General features: G+C 74.9%; 16 protein-coding genes. 7 read left to right on the plus strand and 9 right to left on the minus strand.

The features are described 5' to 3' along the window. Nucleotides 1-182: 182 nt before the first annotated feature. On the minus strand, nt 183-1,262 hold the full coding sequence (locus tag ACIRS1_RS07545; protein WP_402837668.1) for an inosamine-phosphate amidinotransferase 1: 1,080 nt from the start codon (nt 1,260-1,262) through the stop codon (nt 183-185). A gap of 585 nt (nt 1,263-1,847) precedes the next feature. Further along, on the minus strand, nt 1,848-3,800 hold the full coding sequence (locus ACIRS1_RS07550) for a hypothetical protein (RefSeq protein ID WP_402837670.1): 1,953 nt from the start codon (nt 3,798-3,800) through the stop codon (nt 1,848-1,850). Between the two features lie 383 nt (nt 3,801-4,183). Between ACIRS1_RS07550 and ACIRS1_RS07555 the strand changes: the two genes are divergently transcribed. From ACIRS1_RS07555 to ACIRS1_RS07565, 3 genes are all read left to right on the plus strand, one after another. Further along, nucleotides 4,184-5,044, plus strand: coding sequence for an HpcH/HpaI aldolase/citrate lyase family protein (locus ACIRS1_RS07555; protein ID WP_402837672.1), 861 nt, complete (start codon nt 4,184-4,186; stop codon nt 5,042-5,044). Nucleotides 5,045-5,222: 178 nt separating this feature from the next. Continuing rightward, nucleotides 5,223-6,458: an aminotransferase class I/II-fold pyridoxal phosphate-dependent enzyme gene (locus tag ACIRS1_RS07560; RefSeq protein ID WP_402837674.1), complete on the plus strand. Its 1,236-nt coding sequence runs from the start codon at nt 5,223-5,225 to the stop codon at nt 6,456-6,458. A gap of 17 nt (nt 6,459-6,475) precedes the next feature. Continuing rightward, the gene (locus ACIRS1_RS07565; protein ID WP_402837676.1) at nt 6,476-7,006 is read left to right on the plus strand and encodes a MaoC family dehydratase; all 531 of its coding nucleotides are present in this window, start codon (nt 6,476-6,478) and stop codon (nt 7,004-7,006) included. A gap of 130 nt (nt 7,007-7,136) precedes the next feature. Here the strand turns inward: ACIRS1_RS07565 and ACIRS1_RS07570 are convergent, their stop codons facing one another. Continuing rightward, nucleotides 7,137-8,228, minus strand: coding sequence for a zinc-binding alcohol dehydrogenase family protein (locus ACIRS1_RS07570; protein WP_402837678.1), 1,092 nt, complete (start codon nt 8,226-8,228; stop codon nt 7,137-7,139). After that, complete coding sequence (locus ACIRS1_RS07575) at nt 8,225-9,550, minus strand: peptide ligase PGM1-related protein (RefSeq protein WP_402837680.1); 1,326 nt, start codon at nt 9,548-9,550, stop codon at nt 8,225-8,227. The genes ACIRS1_RS07570 and ACIRS1_RS07575 overlap by 4 nt, the downstream gene beginning before the upstream one ends. Nucleotides 9,551-10,074: 524 nt before the next feature. Between ACIRS1_RS07575 and ACIRS1_RS07580 the strand changes: the two genes are divergently transcribed. Further along, nucleotides 10,075-10,659: a YcxB family protein gene (locus ACIRS1_RS07580; RefSeq protein ID WP_402837682.1), complete on the plus strand. Its 585-nt coding sequence runs from the start codon at nt 10,075-10,077 to the stop codon at nt 10,657-10,659. A 43-nt stretch (nt 10,660-10,702) separates the two neighbouring features. Here ACIRS1_RS07580 and ACIRS1_RS07585 read toward each other — a convergent pair whose 3' ends face one another. The 3 genes from ACIRS1_RS07585 to ACIRS1_RS07595 all read right to left on the minus strand — a co-directional run bounded on the left by ACIRS1_RS07585 (nt 10,703) and on the right by ACIRS1_RS07595 (nt 11,639). Then, the gene (locus ACIRS1_RS07585; protein WP_402837684.1) at nt 10,703-10,843 is read right to left on the minus strand and encodes a hypothetical protein; all 141 of its coding nucleotides are present in this window, start codon (nt 10,841-10,843) and stop codon (nt 10,703-10,705) included. A gap of 141 nt (nt 10,844-10,984) precedes the next feature. Continuing rightward, nucleotides 10,985-11,326: a hypothetical protein gene (locus ACIRS1_RS07590; RefSeq protein ID WP_402837686.1), complete on the minus strand. Its 342-nt coding sequence runs from the start codon at nt 11,324-11,326 to the stop codon at nt 10,985-10,987. Between the two features lie 142 nt (nt 11,327-11,468). After that, nucleotides 11,469-11,639, minus strand: coding sequence for a hydrophobic protein (locus tag ACIRS1_RS07595; protein WP_402837687.1), 171 nt, complete (start codon nt 11,637-11,639; stop codon nt 11,469-11,471). A gap of 245 nt (nt 11,640-11,884) precedes the next feature. On the opposite strand from ACIRS1_RS07595, the gene ACIRS1_RS07600 reads away from it, so the two are divergent. Both ACIRS1_RS07600 and ACIRS1_RS07605 read left to right on the plus strand, forming a co-directional pair. Beyond that, complete coding sequence (locus ACIRS1_RS07600; RefSeq protein WP_360217247.1) at nt 11,885-12,268, plus strand: ASCH domain-containing protein; 384 nt, start codon at nt 11,885-11,887, stop codon at nt 12,266-12,268. Between the two features lie 59 nt (nt 12,269-12,327). Continuing rightward, nucleotides 12,328-12,633 (plus strand): GNAT family N-acetyltransferase, encoded by a 306-nt coding sequence (locus tag ACIRS1_RS07605; protein WP_402837689.1) that lies wholly within the window; start codon nt 12,328-12,330, stop codon nt 12,631-12,633. Between the two features lie 27 nt (nt 12,634-12,660). Here ACIRS1_RS07605 and ACIRS1_RS07610 read toward each other — a convergent pair whose 3' ends face one another. Next, nucleotides 12,661-13,407, minus strand: a complete 747-nt coding sequence (locus ACIRS1_RS07610; protein WP_402837691.1) for a hypothetical protein — start codon at nt 13,405-13,407, stop codon at nt 12,661-12,663. 235 nt (nt 13,408-13,642) lie between these two features. On the opposite strand from ACIRS1_RS07610, the gene ACIRS1_RS07615 reads away from it, so the two are divergent. Then, a complete protein-coding gene (locus tag ACIRS1_RS07615) occupies nt 13,643-14,965 on the plus strand; it encodes a diacylglycerol/lipid kinase family protein (protein ID WP_402837693.1) in 1,323 nt (440 codons plus the stop codon). 24 nt (nt 14,966-14,989) lie between these two features. Here the strand turns inward: ACIRS1_RS07615 and ACIRS1_RS07620 are convergent, their stop codons facing one another. Next, nucleotides 14,990-16,384: a short-chain fatty acyl-CoA regulator family protein gene (locus tag ACIRS1_RS07620; RefSeq protein WP_402837694.1), complete on the minus strand. Its 1,395-nt coding sequence runs from the start codon at nt 16,382-16,384 to the stop codon at nt 14,990-14,992. Between the last annotated feature and the right edge of the window lie 354 nt (nt 16,385-16,738).

Here is a 16,738-nt window from a genome sequence, read left to right on the forward strand (position 1 = left end):
CCGCTACTACCTATTTCCTTTTCTGTCCGGCCCGGCGTTCCGCCCCACTATGGCTTTTGTTTTACGTTACCTGGGGGGGGGGGGGGGGGGCCCGGCCCCCCCCCCCCCCCCCCCGCCGCCCGCTCACCCCCCGCCCCGGCGTCCGTACCGTCCCGCCGTCCCCGCCGTCTGTGCCGTCCGGGTCAGGACAGGTAGTCCTCCAGCCCGCCGTCCCGCCGGATGTCCAGGGTCACGCAGTGGAAGCCGCCGCCCAGCACCCGCGAGTGCCGCAGCCGGTGCGGCAGCACCGTGATGCCCGCGTGCTCCAGCAGCTTGATCAGGCTCTCCTGACCCGACTCCACGATCGCCGTGTCCGGGGAGACCATCAGCAGGTTCATGCTGATCCAGCTCTCGCTCAGCGAGTGCTCGGGCGCCTCCCCGGTGGGCTCGGCCGGCGGGCACCACAGGATGTCCCAGGTCCGCAGCGGGGCCGGCACGGTCTCCGGGGTGACCCGCTCCGGGTTGAGCAGCACCAGCCCCGGGCGCAGCAGCGCGATGGTGCTGTCGATGTGGGTGTAGCCGTAGATGTCGCGCAGCGGGTGCAGCCGCAGGCCGCCGTCGCCGAGCAGTCCGAGCGTCGACTCCAGCCACTGCAGGCCCAGTTCGTTGCCGCTGCGGGAGACCTGGTAGAACACGTCCCGGCCGAGCCGCAGCACGTTCGCGGCGTCGAAGACCGGCTCGGCCTCACCGAGCAGCGGCAGCCCGTCGGCGTCGTACTCGAACAGCTCGTCCCTGAGCTGCGGGCGGGGGGCTGCCAGCCAGCGGGCGCCGCGGCGCAGGTAGTCCTGGAAGAGGCCGCGCAGTCCGAAGACCTCGAAGTAGCGCTGCCGCATCGGGCTGGCCACCTCGATCACCGTCTCGCCGATCACGAGCGTCAGGTCGCGCGGGCAGTAGGAGTGGAAGCCACCGTCGGTCGCCCAGTAGGGGGAGGCGAACGCGGCCGCGTGGTCGATGACTTCGGGCTGGTGGACGGTGACGCCGAGACCGCGCAGGGTGGCCACCAGGGCGTCCAGGTCCTCCTCGGTCTCCTCGACGACCTGCTGCGAGTAGGGGCCGACCTCGATCGAGGCGAGGTCGGCGGCGCTGGTCTTCGGGAAGCAGGACAGCCACGAGGACGGCTCGGACTGCTCGGGCAGCCGGGCGCCGACCGCGCTGCCGACCACCACCTCGCGCAGCGTGCTGAACTCGTCCCAACTGTGGACCGGACGGGCCGAATTGGACATGACTCCCCCTTGACACGGGTTTCGGGAAACGGAACGCGGAAACGGCGGAACGACGAGCAGCACGAAAGCGGCGAAAGCGGCGGGAACGCGGGAACGCCGGGAACGGCGACGAGCGACGGGGACCACGGAATGCGGTGCGAAAAAGCGGGATACGGCGGGTACGGAGGAGAACGGCGGGATTCCGCGCCGCCGGTGGACGACGCGACGCGACCACCGGCGGCGCGACGGCGAAGTCGGCCGGGCGCCGCACGGCGCGGGCCGGCCGCGGCGCAGGGAGCCGAACCGGTCGGGCCGGTCGCGGAATCGGTCCGGACCGATCGCCGGAACGCCTCCGGCCGACCACGGCGGAACGGGAAATCGTCGATCGGGCAGCCGAAGTCACCGTTCGACGGGCCCGGGATCGACCGTCAAGCTACCGGCCGGGCCGACGGCGGCGCAAGGACGTGATCGCCGCCCCCGCGCCGCCGCGACCGCCCGTCGTTTGATCGGGGCGGTTGTTCAGCTCTCCCCGCCCCGAGGCCGATCAACGCCCGGACGGGGCCCGCCCGGAGCCGGCCGGGGCGGGGCCGGGGTGCGCCGCCGCCGTCACCACCGCCAGGCCCGCCGGATCCGGCTGCCACCCGCCAGCGCCAGCAGCGCTCCACCGGCCGCCGCGAACCCGGCGACCGCGAGGTTCTGGCGCTGCGCCCGGCGCCGGTCGTTGGCCGCCGCCAGCGCCGAGGCCGCCAGGAAGGCGCGTTCCACCCCGGCCGGGGCCAGCTCGCCGGCCGCCATCCGCCGCCGGGCCTCCTCCAGGCGCACGCCGCGGTAGAGCAGTTCCGGGTCCCGGTCGGCGGCCGCCCACCCGCGCGCGGCCGCCGTGAGTCTGCGCTGTTCGCCGAGCGCCTCCCGGCCCTCGGCCAGCCATCCGCGCAGCCTGGGCCACGCCTGCGGGAGCGCGTGGTGGGACAGCTCGACGGTGTCCCGGTCGACCACCACGAGCCGTGCGCGGACCAGCCGTTCCAGCACCTCCGGCACTCCGGGGTCGTCGAACTCGGCCCGGCGGACGGGCCGCCTGCTCGTCGTCTCGCCACCGGAGGCGAACCCACCGGAGACGAACCCACCGGAGACGAACCCGCCGGTGCCGGCGAATCCGCCCCCTGGCGCGAACCCGACCCCTGCTCCTGGCGCGAACCCGCCTCCTGCCGCGGATCCGCCAGTGGTGAACCCGCTTCCCGCGGTGAACCCGCCACCGGGGCCGAACCCACCGCCCGGCACGAACTCGCCGCCGGAGGTGATCCCGCTGCCCAGGGCCGGCCCGCCCGCCGGGAGCAGCCCGTCCACCGGAGCCGGCGCCCCCGCCTGCACCGCTCCGCCGACGGGCGCGGCCTCCACCCCGCTCAGCAGCTCCACCCCCAGCCGCAGGAACACCGCCCGCGCCCGCCCCCGGTCCGCCGCGTCCAGCCCGTTGAACAGGGCCTCCGCCGTCCGGGCCAACGCGCCCTCGAACCCCCCGGTGGCCTGGAACCCGGCCAGGGTCAGGGCGTTGCCGCTGCGCCGCCGCCAGGTCTCCAGCAGGGCCGCCGACAGCAGCGGGAGCGCACCCGGCTGCTGAGCGGCGGCCGAGATCAGGACGGCCAGCAGCGCGCCCTCGACGGTGCAGCCCGCCCGTAACGCCGGTTCGGTGATCGCCCGGCGCAGCTCGTCCGGTGCCGGACGCCCGACCGCCAGCACCGCGTGCCGACCGGCGCCGGCCAGCCCGGGGTGCTCGGCGAACAGCGCGGCGCTGCGGTCCGAGCGGACCACCAGCACCACCCGGCAGCGCGCCGGCGGCTCGACCGGCAGACCGGTCAGCGCCTCCGACGGGGCGCCCGCGGCCGTCGCCACCAGGGCGTCCAGGAACCGGGCCCGCTCCCGGGGGTCCCGGCACCGGGTGTGCAACTGCTCCCCCTGGTCGACCACCAGCACCGGATCCCCGCCAGCCGGCCCGGACCCGCCGCGCGCCGCCTCCCCGACCCGCTGCCCGAGCCGGGCGAGCGCGAGCGCGAACGCCTCCATCGGCCGGTCGCCGGGTGACAGCAGCGCCACCGGCGCCCCGGAACCGGGCACCGGCCGGACCGCCGCCCCGCCCCGGCCCGGCGCGGCCGCCTGGCCCGGGGGCCCGCCGGACCCAGGCCCACCGGCGCGGACCGCCCCGGCGCCGGACCCGGCCGGCACCCCGAGCCGCGCCAGCAGGCCGGCCCTGACCAGCGAGGACTTGCCCACGCCGGACGGACCGGTGACGACCACCAGCCGCCGTTCGTCGAGCAGCCCCACCAGGCGGTCGAGCAGCACCTCGCGCCCGAAGAACCGCTCGACGTCGGCCGCCTCGAACGCCGCCGCACCCGGATAGGGGGCCCGCCCGGCGTCCTGGGCGCGCCGGCGGGCGGCCGTGTCGGCGGCGATCTCGGCGGCGAGCAGCTGCCAGCGGTGCTGCCACTCCCGCACGTCCCCGCCGCAGGCCTGCACGTAGGCGAGGGTGACGGCGAGACTGGGCAGCCGGCGGCCTCCCGCGGCCACCGACAGACTGGCCGCCGAACAGTGCGCCCGAACGGCGAGTTGACGGTACGGCGGGCTCCCGGCCCGCTCCCGCAGGGCTCGCAGATCACCCGCGAACCGCAGCAGCGGTCCGTCCCCAGGGTCCAGTGGACTCTCCCGACGCGGCACTACGGCCCCCTTCTCCGTTGAAGCGGTGTCCTGACCACATTTGCGCGCCCACGCGTCTCACGCGTGTCTCCTGTCCATCCCCCGTGATTCATCATGCACAGGGCGGTTGGCGCCGAACAATGGTGCCTGCGGGTCGGTTGTTCCGAGTTGATGTTCAATGTCCAGCCCTGCGGCGCCGAACAATGGCGGTGGGATAGAACCGGGACCCGCAGCCTTCGCTGACTTCGGAGACATCCATGAAGTTCACGCGGTACTGCCGTTCCCTCCTGTCCACACCCGCGATGGCGGTGGAGCGGTATACCAAGAGCCACCAGTCCGGGGCCGACATCGCCATGGTCGACCTGGAGGATTCGGTCCCACCCACCCGGAAGGAGGAGGCCCGCCGGCTGGCCGAGGAGTTCTTCACCCTCCCGTCCACCAAGCTCGCGCGCAGCGCGGTCCGCATCAACACCCTTTCCGGGCCCGACGGTCTGCGCGACCTGATCGCCATCACCCGGTACCGGGTCAAGCCGGACATCGTGCTGATCCCGATGGTGGAGTCCGCCCGGGACGTCGAGATCGCGGCCGGCGCGCTCGGCGCGGACTGCCCGGACACGGCGTTCCTCGCCGTCGTGGAGACGCCGCTGGGCATCGAGAACGCCACCGCCATCGCGGCCGCCGGGCACCGGCTGCGCGGGCTGGTCTTCGGATCGGCCGACTACGCCTTCGCGGTCGGTGCCAGCCGTTCCTGGCCGGCCCTGGCGCACGCCCGCGCCCGGGTGGTCAACAGTGCCCGAGCCGCCGGGGTGGAGGCGATGGACGCCCCGTTCTTCGCCGTCGCCGACCTGGCCGGGCTGCGCCAGGAGGCCGGGCTGGCCCGGGACTTCGGCTTCAGCGGAAAGATCGCCGTGCACCCGAGCCAGCTCCCGCTGATCAACGAGACCTTCAGCCCCGGCGAGGAACTGCTCGCGCACGCCCGCCGGGTGGTCGCGGCGGGCCGGGAGAACGGCCGCTCGGTCACCGTGGTGGACGGGGTGATGGTCGGCATGCCGTTCTTCGAGGCCTCGCAGCGGCTGATCGAGGAGTTCGACCCGCCCCGGCCGGACGGCCCGCTCTGACCGGACGACTCACCCTGACCGCACGACGCGCCCCGGCCGGACGACCCACCCCGACCCCACGACGCGCCCCGACCGGGCGGACGCCCCCGGCCGGGCCCCGCTCACCGCACCATCCGCAGGACCGCGCCGAGCGCGGCCGACACCCGAGCCACCCGAACCACCCGACGGAGAAGTGACGATGACCGAAGAATCGATCCTGGGCCCGCGCCGCTACCGCAACGCCGAGGCCATGCTCGCCACCGCCGACCCGGTCTGGCAGGCGGCCGCCGCCCACGGCCTGATCGGCATCACGGTGGACTCGGAGTCCAACAACCGGCTGATCGTCCGCGAGACCGGCCACGAGTTCGCCAACATGGTCTCCTGCGCCTACCTGGGCCTGAACAACCACCCGACCGTCGCGGCCGGCGCGGTGGACGCGCTCGCCGAGTCCCGCAGCACGTGGCTGGTCACCTCCACCACCCGGATCCGGCACAACCTGCTGGTGCGCCTGGAGGAGGAGCTCGGCGAGCTGTTCGGCGCGCACATCCTGCCCGGCGCGTCCTGCACCTCGCTCACCGCCGGCATCCTGCCGCTGATCGCCTCCGGCCACCTGGACGGCACCTGTCAGGGCGGCGGCGGCCCCCGGGTGATGGTCTTCGACCGCTTCTGCCACTTCTGCATGGCGTACGTGAAGCCGATCTGCGCCGACGAGTCGATGGTGCTGACCTGCCCGCACAACGACCTGAACTACCTCGAGGACATCTGCCGCACGTACCCACGGGTCGCCTACGTGGCCGACGGCGCCTACTCCATGGGCGGCGCCGCGGCCCTCGACGGCCTGCTCGAACTCCAGGACCGCTACGGGCTGTTCCTCTACATCGACGACTCCCACTCGCTCTCCATCATGGGCGAGCGCGGTGAGGGCTTCGTCCGCTCCCGGCTGGAGATGAACCCGCTCACGGTGATCGTGGCGAGCCTCGGCAAGGGCTTCGGCACCGGCGGCGGCGTCGCGATGCTCGGCAACCGCCAGCAGTTCGAGTTCCTGCACCGGCACGCCGGACCGGTCGGGTGGTCGCAGAACGTCGCGCTGCCGCTGGTCGGCGCCTCACTGGGCGCCGCGTCCATCCACCGATCCCCCGAACTGGCCGATCTCCAGGCCCGGTTGAACCGCAACATCGACCTCTTCGACGCGCTTCTGCCGACCACCTTCGCGGGCAACGGCCTGCCGGTGCGCCGGGTCGACGTCGGCGACGCCGACCAGGCCGTCAAGCTGTCCGCCCAGCTCTTCGAGCGCGGCTTCTACAGCTCGGCGGTCTTCTTCCCGATCGTGCCCAAGGGCGAGGCCGGCCTGCGCCTGATGATGCGCGCCGACATGGACGAGCGGCTGATCCGCGAGTTCGCCGGCCACGTCAAGGAACTCACCGCCGACCTCTAGAACCCGGGAGACCCACCATGGACGGATCCGAGTTCGCCGGGTACCGGCGGATCGGCGAGCACCGCTACCGCGAGGTGGTCGGGCGCTACTACGAGGAGTTCACGGTCGGCGAGGTGGTCGAGCACCGCCCCGGGCGGACCGTCACCGAGCTGGACAACGTCCTGATGAGCATGCTGAGCATGAACGACGCCCCGCTGCACATCGACGCCGCCTACAGCGAGCACACGCCGTGGAAGCGCCCGATCGTCTCCAGCCTGGTGACGCTCAGCATCGTCGGCGGGATGACCGCCCGCTCCACCAGCGGGCGCACCATCGCCAACCTCGGCTGGGAGAACATCCGCATGACCAACCCGGTGTTCACCGGCGACACCCTCTACGCGGAGACCGAGACCCTCGCCACCCGGCTCTCCGGCAGCCGTCCCGGACAGGGCATCGTCAGCTGCCGCACCACCGGGACGAAGTCGACCGGCGAGGTCGTGGTGGTCTTCGAGCGCAGCTTCCTGGTGCCGCTGCGCGGCCACGGCCTGGACGAGGCCGCCGGGTACTGAGCCCCGCAGGGCGACGGGCCGGGCCTTCCGCTCGCGGTCGGACGCGGTCGGACGCAGAGGCGCCGGGCCCGGCACGGAGATCCGTGCCGGGCCCGGCCCGCGGCGACCCGGCGGGCGCGCCGCCGAGCCCTCAGCCCTCCCGGTGCACGTCCACCAGCACCTTGCCCACCGTCTCCCGCGCGGCCAGCGCCCGGTGCGCCCCGGCGACACCGGTCAGGGGCACCGTGCGGTCGATCCGCGCCACCAGGCGCCCCTGCTCGGCGAGCCCGAACAGCCGCTCGGCGATGCCGGCGAACAGCACCCGGTCCGCCAGGACGTGCTCGAGCCAGAACGCCAGCACCCCCGCCGAGCGGTCCGCCAGCTCGTCCACCGCGAAGCTCTCCTCCGGGCCACCCCGCGCACCGACCGACAGCACCCGGCCGAACGGCGCCAGCCGGTCGAAGCCGGTGCGCAGCAGCGGCCCGCCGACCAGGTCCACGAACAGGTCCACCCCGCCCGACTCGGCGAGCTGCTCGGGCAGCCCGGGGTCCGCCGGGTCCAGGGCCCGGTCCGCGCCCAGCGAGCGGACGAACTCCCGCTTGGCCGGCGTGGAGGCGAGACCGACCACCCGGCCCGCCCCCAGCTCCTTCGCGAGCTGCACCACCAGGTGCCCGACCCCGCCGGCCGCCGCCGTCACGGCGACGGTCTCGCCCGGGCGCAGCCGGCCCAGCAGGGTCAGCGCGCCGTAGGCCGTCGCGCCCTGTTCCAGCAGGGCCAGCGCCTGCGCGTCCCCGACGGCGTCCGGCACCTCGACGGTGAACGCCTCCTCGACGCGGGCGACGCGGGCGTACCCGCCGCCCTCGCGCAGCAGTGCGGCGACCCGCCGGCCGTCCCGGCGCCGCCGGCCCACCACGTCCGCTCCGAGCACCGCCGGCAGCGGGTAGCGCGCGTACTCGCCGGTGCGGCAGTGCAGGTCGGCGTAGTTGAGCCCGGCCAGGGTGACGTCGACCAGCGCCTGGCCGGGGCCGGCCACCGGTTCCGGCAGGGTCTCGGTGCGGAACTCCTCGGGCCCGCCGTAGCGGTGGATCACCGCCGCACGCATCCCGCCGGGGGCCGCGGGGCGCGCGTCGTGCTCCTCGTGCTCGCCGCTCGCGGTGCTCTCGGCGCTCCCTGGGCCGTCGGGGTTCACCCGGTCCACCCGGTCCACCCGGTCCGCCTCGTCCACCCCGTCCACCCGGCTCACGCCGCGAACAGCGCGAGCAGCCGCGCCTCGAGGGTGCGGGCGGCCTCCGGGTCCTCGGCGATCACGCAGTACATCACCGAGCCGTCCGCCGGGGCGAAGTCGCAGCTGTACACCACGCCGGTGCCGGTCCGCGCGTCGAAGGCCAGCCCGGCGTCCCCGATCGCGGCCACCGCCCCGGCGAAGGACGGCACCTTCAGCCCCGCCAGCTCCAGCAGGTAGCGCGAGCCGCGGTGCTCCGGGCGCAGCAGGCGGCCGACGTAGGCGTCGTGCAGGTGGCTGGAGCCGGTGAGCCGCCCGTTGGTCTCGTGGAAGTAGATCTCGCCCTTGGGCGTCAGCACGGCGTCCGCGCTGACCGTGCCCCGGTAGCCGATCGTCCGCAGCGACTCGCACAACCGGGCTCCCTGGTCGACCAGTTCGGCCAGCGTCGCGGGGTCCGGGGTGACCGGCGGGGTGATCTCGCCGATCACCACCGGCTGCATCACCATCTCGCCGCAGCCGGCCAGCACCACGGCCTCGTCGTCCAGGTCGAACTGGGCGTACAGCGGCGCGGAGTCGGCGAAGAACCGTTCCACCACGACCCGCTGCCCGCGCCCGCCGGTGAGCCACTCCCAGCGCTGCGCGACGTAGCCGGCCACCGCGGCCCGGTCCGGCAGCGGCACGACCCGCTCCGCGCCCGCCGGGTCGACCCGTTCGTCCCGGCTGAGGATCTCGTTGCCGAAGCCGCCCGCCTGGTACTCGACCTTCACCATCACGCTGTGCCCCTGCGCCAGCAGTCCCTCGACGGCGGCCTCGACCTCGGCCGGCGAGCCGGCGACCGTCCCGGGCGGGATCGGCACCCCGGCGCCGGCGGCCAGCGCCCGGAACCCGGCCTTGCTGTTGACGATGGCGTTGCCGCCCTGCAGGGCGAAGGCCTGCCCCGGCATCGCGTGCGCCGCGCCGAGCGCCGCCGCCAGCTCGGCCACGGCCCCGTTCGGCGAGATCGCCAGCACCCGGTCGAGGGTGCGCCCGTCCAGGGCCCGGCGCAGCTCGGCCCGGAAGTCCGGGTGCGTCAGGCGGTCCGTGGTGAGCACCTGGTCCCCCTGGGCGCCCGGCGGCGGCACCACGAAGGTCAGGCTCCCGGCGCGCACGCCGGTCAGCCCCGTGACGTACGCCAGGTACTCGGGGTCGGGCCCCCAGGGCAGCACCAGCACGTCGCCGTCCTCGGCCCACCAGAGCATCCGCTGGGCCCCGCAACCGGCGAACAGCTGCTCCAGCCGCTCCATCCCGGTGAGGTCGCCGACCATTTCCTCGGTGCGGTTGTTCGCGATGCAGAGCGTCGTCATCTGGTGAACTCTCCCGGGGTTCGGCGCTGTTGCGGCCCTGGTCCGTCGCACGTCACGGGTGGGGCGTGCGCTACAGATGTAGCGCACCGGGGTTGTTCTGGTTCGGCCCTCGGTCATTGAACAAAAACGCCGAACAACCGGACCACCCCTCCCCGGGCCGATTCCGGCGCGGGCCCCACCGACCCGGACGGGCATGCACCGGGCGAATCGCGACAGACGAGCGGGCGGAAACAACCGTCCGCTCGGAAGGAGCCGTCATGTCCGACACCACCCGCCTCCCCGGAGCGTTCGAGCGCCACTGGTCCTGGCAGCTGGAGGGTGTGCCTGCCGCACCGTCGACAGCGGCGTCCCAGGGGCGCCGTCGCACGGGGAAGCCCCCCGACGTCGGTCCGCGGCCGGGGCCACCTCCGGGTGGTGGCCCCGGCCGCGGTTGTGGCGCTCTGACCTGGAGGAATCACGCGCGCGCCGCGCGGGTCGCGGCTGCTACGATCCGCGCGCCATAAGTGGATCACCGGAGGGGAACCATGGACGACGCGCAGGACGCGCAGCACACGCCGACGGAGCAGGCCGAGCGGGGCGGAGAGGCGGAGCAGGCCGAACTCGCCTACACGCTGACCGTCCAGGACTTCCGCGAAGCGCTGACTGCGCGGGCGCGGGCCACCCCGTCGGGGCGGCGGATGCGGTGGCTGATGTACGCCGTCCTCGCCCTCTGCCTGGTCGGAGCGGTCCTGGTGCTGGCGGGCCGGGCGAGCGTCAGCGAGCCTCTCGTCACCATGGCGGGCGCCACCGTCTTCGTCGTGTTCGGGGTGCCTCTGCTGCAGGCGCGCCAGTTCCACCGGCTGACCTCCGACAAGGGCGAGTTCCGGGCCGTGGTCGACCACGGCGGGGTGACCGTGGCCAACCGGCACTCCACCAGCACCCTGACGTGGCAGGCAGCGCCCCGCTACCTGGAGACGCCGCACCTCTTCGTGCTGCTCAGTGGTGACAGGAATGCGTCCTGCCTCACCGTCCTGCCCAAGCGCGGCACCGTCGAGCCGGAGCGCCTCGGCGCTCTCCTCGCCCGGCAGCTGCCGTCCCCCGCACCGGAGGTGCCCGCGGGTACGCGGTAGCCGTCCTGGAGCGCCGGGGGTTCCGGCAGGTCCGCGGCCGGTGTCAGGACCGTGGCTCCGTCGCGTGGCCGCGGTCGCCGGCGGCGCCCGCGTCGTGGCCGGCACCGGAGCCGCCCTCGCCGTCGCCCTGTCCGGCCGCCGGCTCGCGGAACCGCCGTTGATGGTCGTCGATCCGGCCGAGCATGCCCGTGGTTCCCCCTCCCGAGTGGGTTCCCGGAATCGGGAACCCACCGGTCCATCGGATTCCCGCGGGGAAATCCCGGACCTCCCCGCGGAGTGTTTCCCTTCCCGGGTTCGTCGGCCCCCGGTTGCGCCGCCGGGCCCGTCAGCTCCGTCGGCGCCACACCACGAGGCCGACGACGGCCGCGGCGGCTGCTGCCGCCACCACGCCGCTGCGGGCCGCGGGCGAGACCTTCGCGGCGGGGGCGGCGAGCCCGGCGCGGGCGCCGTGCCGCCCACCGGGCATCGACTGCCGGGCCGTGCGGAGGCCGGTGCGGACGGCCGATCGTGTGGTGCGCCCGGCCGCGGCCAGCCCGGGCCGGACGGTTTGCGCGGCTTGTGAGGCCATCCGTCGTCCGCGGCCGACGGCGGTGACCGCCCCGCTGCGGAGGGCGTCCGCGGTCGTCGAAACGCCGGTGGCGGTGGTGTTGCCGTCCAGCAGGTTCATGGTGTCGTCCTTCCCTTCCGTCCGCGGGCACCGGGCCCGCGCTTCGATTCCTCGCCGACGGGCCGGGCCGGCACGTTCCGCAGGATCGCGGCTGCCCGGAATTCCCGTCCGTCAGTTCCCGGGCGGAGGTTGCGGTGCCGGGTCACCATCGGTACCAGCGGCCGCGACTGCCGGAGGCGCTCGTGCCGCGCGCGACGAAACCCAGCAGCCAGATCACCAGGACGGCGACGGCGATCCACCAGAGGACCTTGATGGCGAATCCGGCACCGAAAAGGATGAGGGCGAGGAGGAGAACGAGAAGCAGGGGAACCACGTGAACGACCTCCCGATCGGTGGCGGCTGTGGACGCCGTTCGCTTGCCCCGAACCCCGTCGGGTATTCCCGTGAATTCTCGGGCGGCGCCCGGGGCTCATGGCACCGGCTGCCGTGAACGGCCGGGCCCGTCCGGCGGATCCTGCCGGTCGCGGTGGTCCGCTGCTCCTATCGTCGGGGCGTGACGATCCGTCCGCAGGGTCGCCGGAGAGGAGTGGATCGACGATGTGGCCGCGGGTGAACGGCATGCGTTCGATGGAGCTGGGTACGCCGGACGGGATGCGGGTCGAGCTGAACGCGCTGGTGCTGGAGGGGAGGAAGACGACCACCACCGGGCTGCTGGCGGACTACGCCGCGCAGGCCGAGGACCTGGAGCACCCGGGTGAGCGGCTGGCGCTGCTGGACGTCCGGGGGCGGCCCGTCGCCGTCATCGAGATCACCGGCATAGAGGTGACGTCCTTCGCGGCGGTGGCCTGGGAGCATGCCCGGGCCGAGGGCGAGGGCTTCACCTCGCTGGACGACTGGCGCGCCGGTCACCGCCGCTACTGGGGCCGCCTGGGCAGCGTGGTCGAGGACGACACCGAGGTGGTCTGTCTGGCCTTCCGGCTGGTCGACGGCGACAAATGTTGATTCTTCAACTATAATCAAGGGGCACCGACCAGGCGGTCAGCCGCACCCGAGGAGGAACCATGGAGCAGTCCGTCACCGACAACGCCGCGCAGTCCCGGTTCGAGATCACCGACGACGGCGAGCTCGCCGGCTTCGCCGAGTACCACCGCTCCGGCGACGAGATCGCCTTCATCCACACCGAGATCGACCCCCGCTTCGAGGGCCGCGGACTCGGCAGCCGACTCGCCCGCGCCGCCCTCGACGCCGCCCGCGACCAGCAGCTCGCCGTCCTGCCCTACTGCCCCTTCATCCGCGGGTGGATCACCAAGCACCCCGAGTACGCCGACCTCGTCCCCGCCACCCACCGCGCCCGCTTCGGCCTCTGACCGCCGCCCGGCCCCTGCGCCCGGGGCTCAGGCGGGCGGCAGGGACCTGGCCAGGTCCTCGGCCTCGCGCAACTGCTCGACGCCCAGCCGCCGGAGGTCCCGGAGCAGCAGGGCGGTGTCCCGGACGGCCCCGCCCGGCGCCGGCGCGTCCTCGGGCAGCGGGAGGCCGAGGAGCGCGGCGAGGTCCGCCGCAGGCAGGGCCAGGACGACCGCGAGGTCGGCGACCAGGTCCGGGGTCAACTCGGCCTGGTCGGCGGCGATCCGGCCGTAGACGGTGGCCATCCGGGACCGCCCGGTCAGCAGCTGGACGGCCTTCGCCGTGCCGTTCCAGCCGAGGTTGCGGGTGGCGACCATCCGCATCAGCACGTTCCCCGGCGTGTGCCGGTACGGCACGGAGGCGGGCAGGCCCTCGATCCGTCCGCGCTGCCGAGCGGACGGCAACCCCGCCACGTGGGAACGGAGTTCGGCCCGCGCCTCGGGCGGCAGCGCGAGGGCGAAGCGCATCACGCCGGTGATCGACGTGGTGGCCATGCCGCCGGCCGGGGCGAGGTCCTCCGGCAGCGGGAGGGCGGCGAGCTCGAAGAGGTCGGCGGCGTCCAGGCCGAGCGCGGGCGCGAGCCGGCGCAGCAGCACCGGATCGGGCCCGGCGCCGGCGAGGAGCGCGGCCACCTCGGGCTCGGCGGCCCCGGCCTGCCCGGCCAGGTCGGCGGGCGCCAGACCGCGGTGGTCCAGCAGGCGGGCCAGCAGGGTGGCGAAGCCGGGGAACTCGATCATGGCCGCCAGCATAGGCGCCCCGCCGGCGCCGCCCGGACACGACCGGGGGCGGAGCGGGGCGGGTGCCGGCCCCACGGGGCACCACGGCCGCGCCCTCCCGTCCGCGGCACCCCGGCGGTCGGCACCCGGCACCCGGCACCCGGCACCCGGCACCCGGTAGCACGTTCGGGTGGGCCCGGCGCGCCGGGACGGCGACGCGCCGGGAGGATGGGGGGATGGCGCGCAGGAGGTCGGCATGAGCAGCAGGCAGGCACGGGCCACGCTCCTCGCCCGGATCGCGGTGCTCGCGGCGGTCGCGGCCCTGGTCGTGCTCGTCGCGACACCGGCCGGGGGTCTGGTCGTGCTGGCGACCGGCGTGGTGGGGCTGGCCCTGGCGGCGGTGGGCGTGTGGTGGGCGGTCGCGCACCGGCGGGCGCTGCGGATGCTCGGTCTGGTGCTGGCCGTCGCCGCGCCGCTCTGCGTGTTCGCCCTCTACACGGCGCACGGCCTGTGGCTCGACGCCTTCGGCGGGCTGGTGCTGTGGGGCGCCGCGCTGCTCTGCGCGCGGGGCGTGATGCGCGAGGTGCGGCCCGCGCACGGCATGCGGACCCGGGAGAGCCCGCCGCCGGCGCACCCGGTGCTGATCATGAACCCGAAGTCCGGCGGCGGCAAGGTCGGCCGCTTCGACCTGGTGCGGAAGGCGGAGGCGCTCGGTGCACGGGTGGTGCTCCTGGACACCGCGCAGCACCAGGACGTCGCCGCGCTGGCCCGCCGGGCGGTCGCCGACGGGGCGGACCTGCTGGGCGTCGCGGGCGGCGACGGCACCCAGGCGCTGGTGGCCGACGTCGCGGCGGAGCGCGGAGTGCCGTTCATGGTGGTCTCCGCCGGCACCCGCAACCACTTCGCGATGGACCTGCTCCTCGACCGCGACGACCCGTCGACCTGCCTCGACGCGCTGACGGACGGGGTCGAGCTGACGGTGGACCTCGGCCGGGTGGCGGACCGGCCCTTCGTCAACACGGTCTCGTTCGGGGTCTACGCACAGATCGTGCAGAGCCCGGAGTACCGCGACGCCAAGGCGAGCACCGCACTGGGCGCGCTGCCCGACCTGCTGCTCGGCAGCACCGGGCCGCGGCTGGCGGCCGTCGCCGGCGCCACCCGGCTGGACAACCCGCAGGCACTGCTGGTGAGCAACAACCCGTACGCGGGCGCGGACCCCCTCGGCGCGGGCCGCCGGCCCCGGCTCGACGGCGGGGCGCTGGGCGTCCTCGGCCTGCGGGTGGACGGCGCCGCCCAGGCCGCGGACCTCGCGCTGCGCGGGGCCCGGTCCCCGGCGGTGAGCCTGCTGACGGCCGGGCGGGTCACCGTCACCGCCGACGCCGCGACCGTCCCGGTGGGCGTCGACGGCGAGGCGGTGGTGCTGCCGACCCCGGTGGTCTGCGAGATCCGCCCCGGCGCCCTGCGCGTCCGGGTGCCGCGGCACCGCCCCGGGGCCCCGCCGCCCGCCGCCCCCGCGGACTGGCGGCTGATCCTCCGCCTCGCGCTCGGACGCCGGACGGGGGTCCAGGCCGGGGTCTAGACCCCGCGGGCAGGGCGCGCCGCCTCACGGCGTCACGGCGCGGTACGGCACGAAGCTGCTGGTGTGCTCGTCGACCGCCAGCGGCCACCCGATGGCGGGCGCGGCGCGCTGCGGGCAGGCCGGGCGTTCACAGACCTTGCAGCCCAGGCCGATCGGGGTCGCGGCGCTCTCGTCGGTGAGGTCGAGGCCGGCCGAGTAGACCAGCCGGGAGGCGTGCCGGATCTCGCAGCCGAGGCCGATGGCGAAGGTCTTGCCGGGCCGGCCCCAGCCCCCGGGCGAGCGGGTGACGGCCCGGGCCGTCCACAGGTAGCGCCGGCCGTCGGGCATCGCGGCGACCTGGACGTGCACCCGGCCGGGCGCCGCGAAGGCCTCGTAGACGTTCCACAGCGGGCAGGTGCCGCCGGTGCGGGAGAAGTGGAACGGCGTCGCGGACTGCCGCTTCGAGACGTTCCCGGCCCGGTCGACCCGGACGAAGGAGAACGGCACCCCGCGCAGCCGCGGCCGCTGGAGGGTGCTGAGCCGGTGGCAGACGGTCTCGTAGCCGACCCCGAAGTGGTCGGCGAGGTGCTCGATGTCGTACCGGGCCGACTCCGCCTCGGCGTGGAAGGCGGCGTACGGCAGGACCAGCGCGGCGGCGAAGTAGTTGGCCAGGCCGATCCGGGTGAGCGACCAGGCGGTGGAGGCCTCCGGGCTGTCCTGGGCGGCCAGTTCGGACAGCAGCTGGTCGTGTTCCAGGTAGGCGAGCTGGGTGGCCATCCGGAAGGCCTGCTGGCCGGGGCGCAGCCGGTCCGACAGCCGCAGGATCCGGGCGTCCGGGTCGTACTGGTGGAGCTGCTCGCCGCCGGTGGCGATCCGTACGCCGTGCCCGCCGGCCAGTCGCTCTGCCAGCACCTCCCGCACGCCGCCGCGCCGCAGCCGGATCCCGGCCGCCAACTCCTCCGCCGCGACGTCGAGTTCGTGGACGTAGTTCTGGCGGCGGTAGAAGAACTCGCGGACCTGCTCGTGCGGCGTCAGCCCGTCGGGCGCCGGGCCGCGCTCCCCCGCCAGGACGGCGAGCTGCTCGGCGACGGCCCGGCGGCCGCGCCCCAGGTCGGTCAACAGCCGTGCCACGGAGGGCAGTCGCGCGGCCAGTTCGTCGAGGTCCCCGGCGGTGACCCGCCCGGCCGTGAGCTCCTCCCCCAGGGCGTCGCGGAGTTCCGCGGTGAGCCGGGCACTGTCCGGTGGGGCGAAGTAGCCGACCTCGACGCCGAAGGCCTCGGTGAGCCGCAGCAGCACGGGGACGGTGAGCGGGCGGGCGTCGTGCTCCAGCTGGTTGAGGTAGCTGGGTGACAGGTCGATCAGCCGGGCCGTCGCGGCCTGGCTGAGCCCGCGCTCCTCCCGCAGCCGGCGGAGCCGGGCGCCGGCGAAGGCCTTTCCCATGGTGCCGCTCTCCCTCCACGAACCCGCCCGCCGACCGGGTGGGGCGCGGACCGGGTGGGGGCAGCCTAGCCCGGGAGCCTCCGCCCGGGCCTTCGCAGACTTCGCGGATTCGCCGTGGAAGGTTCGCAGAACGTGGCACCCGTCCAGCGGTGACGGCCACGGCGCGAGCTGCCAGAGTCGGTGGTGCGGCCGGGAGGCACACAGGACAGCGGTGAACGGCCAGGTCAGCCTGATTCCCGCCGCTGTCCGGGCGACCACGTCCCGCGGTGTCACACCGCCGCCCGGCACCACCCGGCCGCCCACCCACCCCGTGCGGTGAGGTGCCTCACACCCTTCGCAACGAGCACTCTCGGG

This window comes from Kitasatospora sp. NPDC101176 (assembly GCF_044768035.1).
Lineage (GTDB): Bacteria > Actinomycetota > Actinomycetes > Streptomycetales > Streptomycetaceae > Kitasatospora.

Bases quoted from the DNA above. Each gene is read 5' to 3' on its own strand.
- ACIRS1_RS07545 (WP_402837668.1), bottom strand. From the start codon at position 1,262: ATGTCCAATTCGGCCCGTCCGGTCCACAGTTGGGACGAGTTCAGCACG.
- ACIRS1_RS07555 (WP_402837672.1), top strand. From the start codon at position 4,184: ATGAAGTTCACGCGGTACTGCCGTTCCCTCCTGTCCACACCCGCGATG.
- ACIRS1_RS07560 (WP_402837674.1), top strand. From the start codon at position 5,223: ATGACCGAAGAATCGATCCTGGGCCCGCGCCGCTACCGCAACGCCGAG.
- ACIRS1_RS07565 (WP_402837676.1), top strand. From the start codon at position 6,476: ATGGACGGATCCGAGTTCGCCGGGTACCGGCGGATCGGCGAGCACCGC.
- ACIRS1_RS07575 (WP_402837680.1), bottom strand. From the start codon at position 9,550: ATGACGACGCTCTGCATCGCGAACAACCGCACCGAGGAAATGGTCGGC.
- ACIRS1_RS07580 (WP_402837682.1), top strand. From the start codon at position 10,075: ATGGACGACGCGCAGGACGCGCAGCACACGCCGACGGAGCAGGCCGAG.
- ACIRS1_RS07585 (WP_402837684.1), bottom strand. From the start codon at position 10,843: ATGCTCGGCCGGATCGACGACCATCAACGGCGGTTCCGCGAGCCGGCG.
- ACIRS1_RS07590 (WP_402837686.1), bottom strand. From the start codon at position 11,326: ATGAACCTGCTGGACGGCAACACCACCGCCACCGGCGTTTCGACGACC.
- ACIRS1_RS07600 (WP_360217247.1), top strand. From the start codon at position 11,885: ATGCGTTCGATGGAGCTGGGTACGCCGGACGGGATGCGGGTCGAGCTG.
- ACIRS1_RS07605 (WP_402837689.1), top strand. From the start codon at position 12,328: ATGGAGCAGTCCGTCACCGACAACGCCGCGCAGTCCCGGTTCGAGATC.
- ACIRS1_RS07610 (WP_402837691.1), bottom strand. From the start codon at position 13,407: ATGATCGAGTTCCCCGGCTTCGCCACCCTGCTGGCCCGCCTGCTGGAC.
- ACIRS1_RS07615 (WP_402837693.1), top strand. From the start codon at position 13,643: ATGAGCAGCAGGCAGGCACGGGCCACGCTCCTCGCCCGGATCGCGGTG.
- ACIRS1_RS07620 (WP_402837694.1), bottom strand. From the start codon at position 16,384: ATGGGAAAGGCCTTCGCCGGCGCCCGGCTCCGCCGGCTGCGGGAGGAG.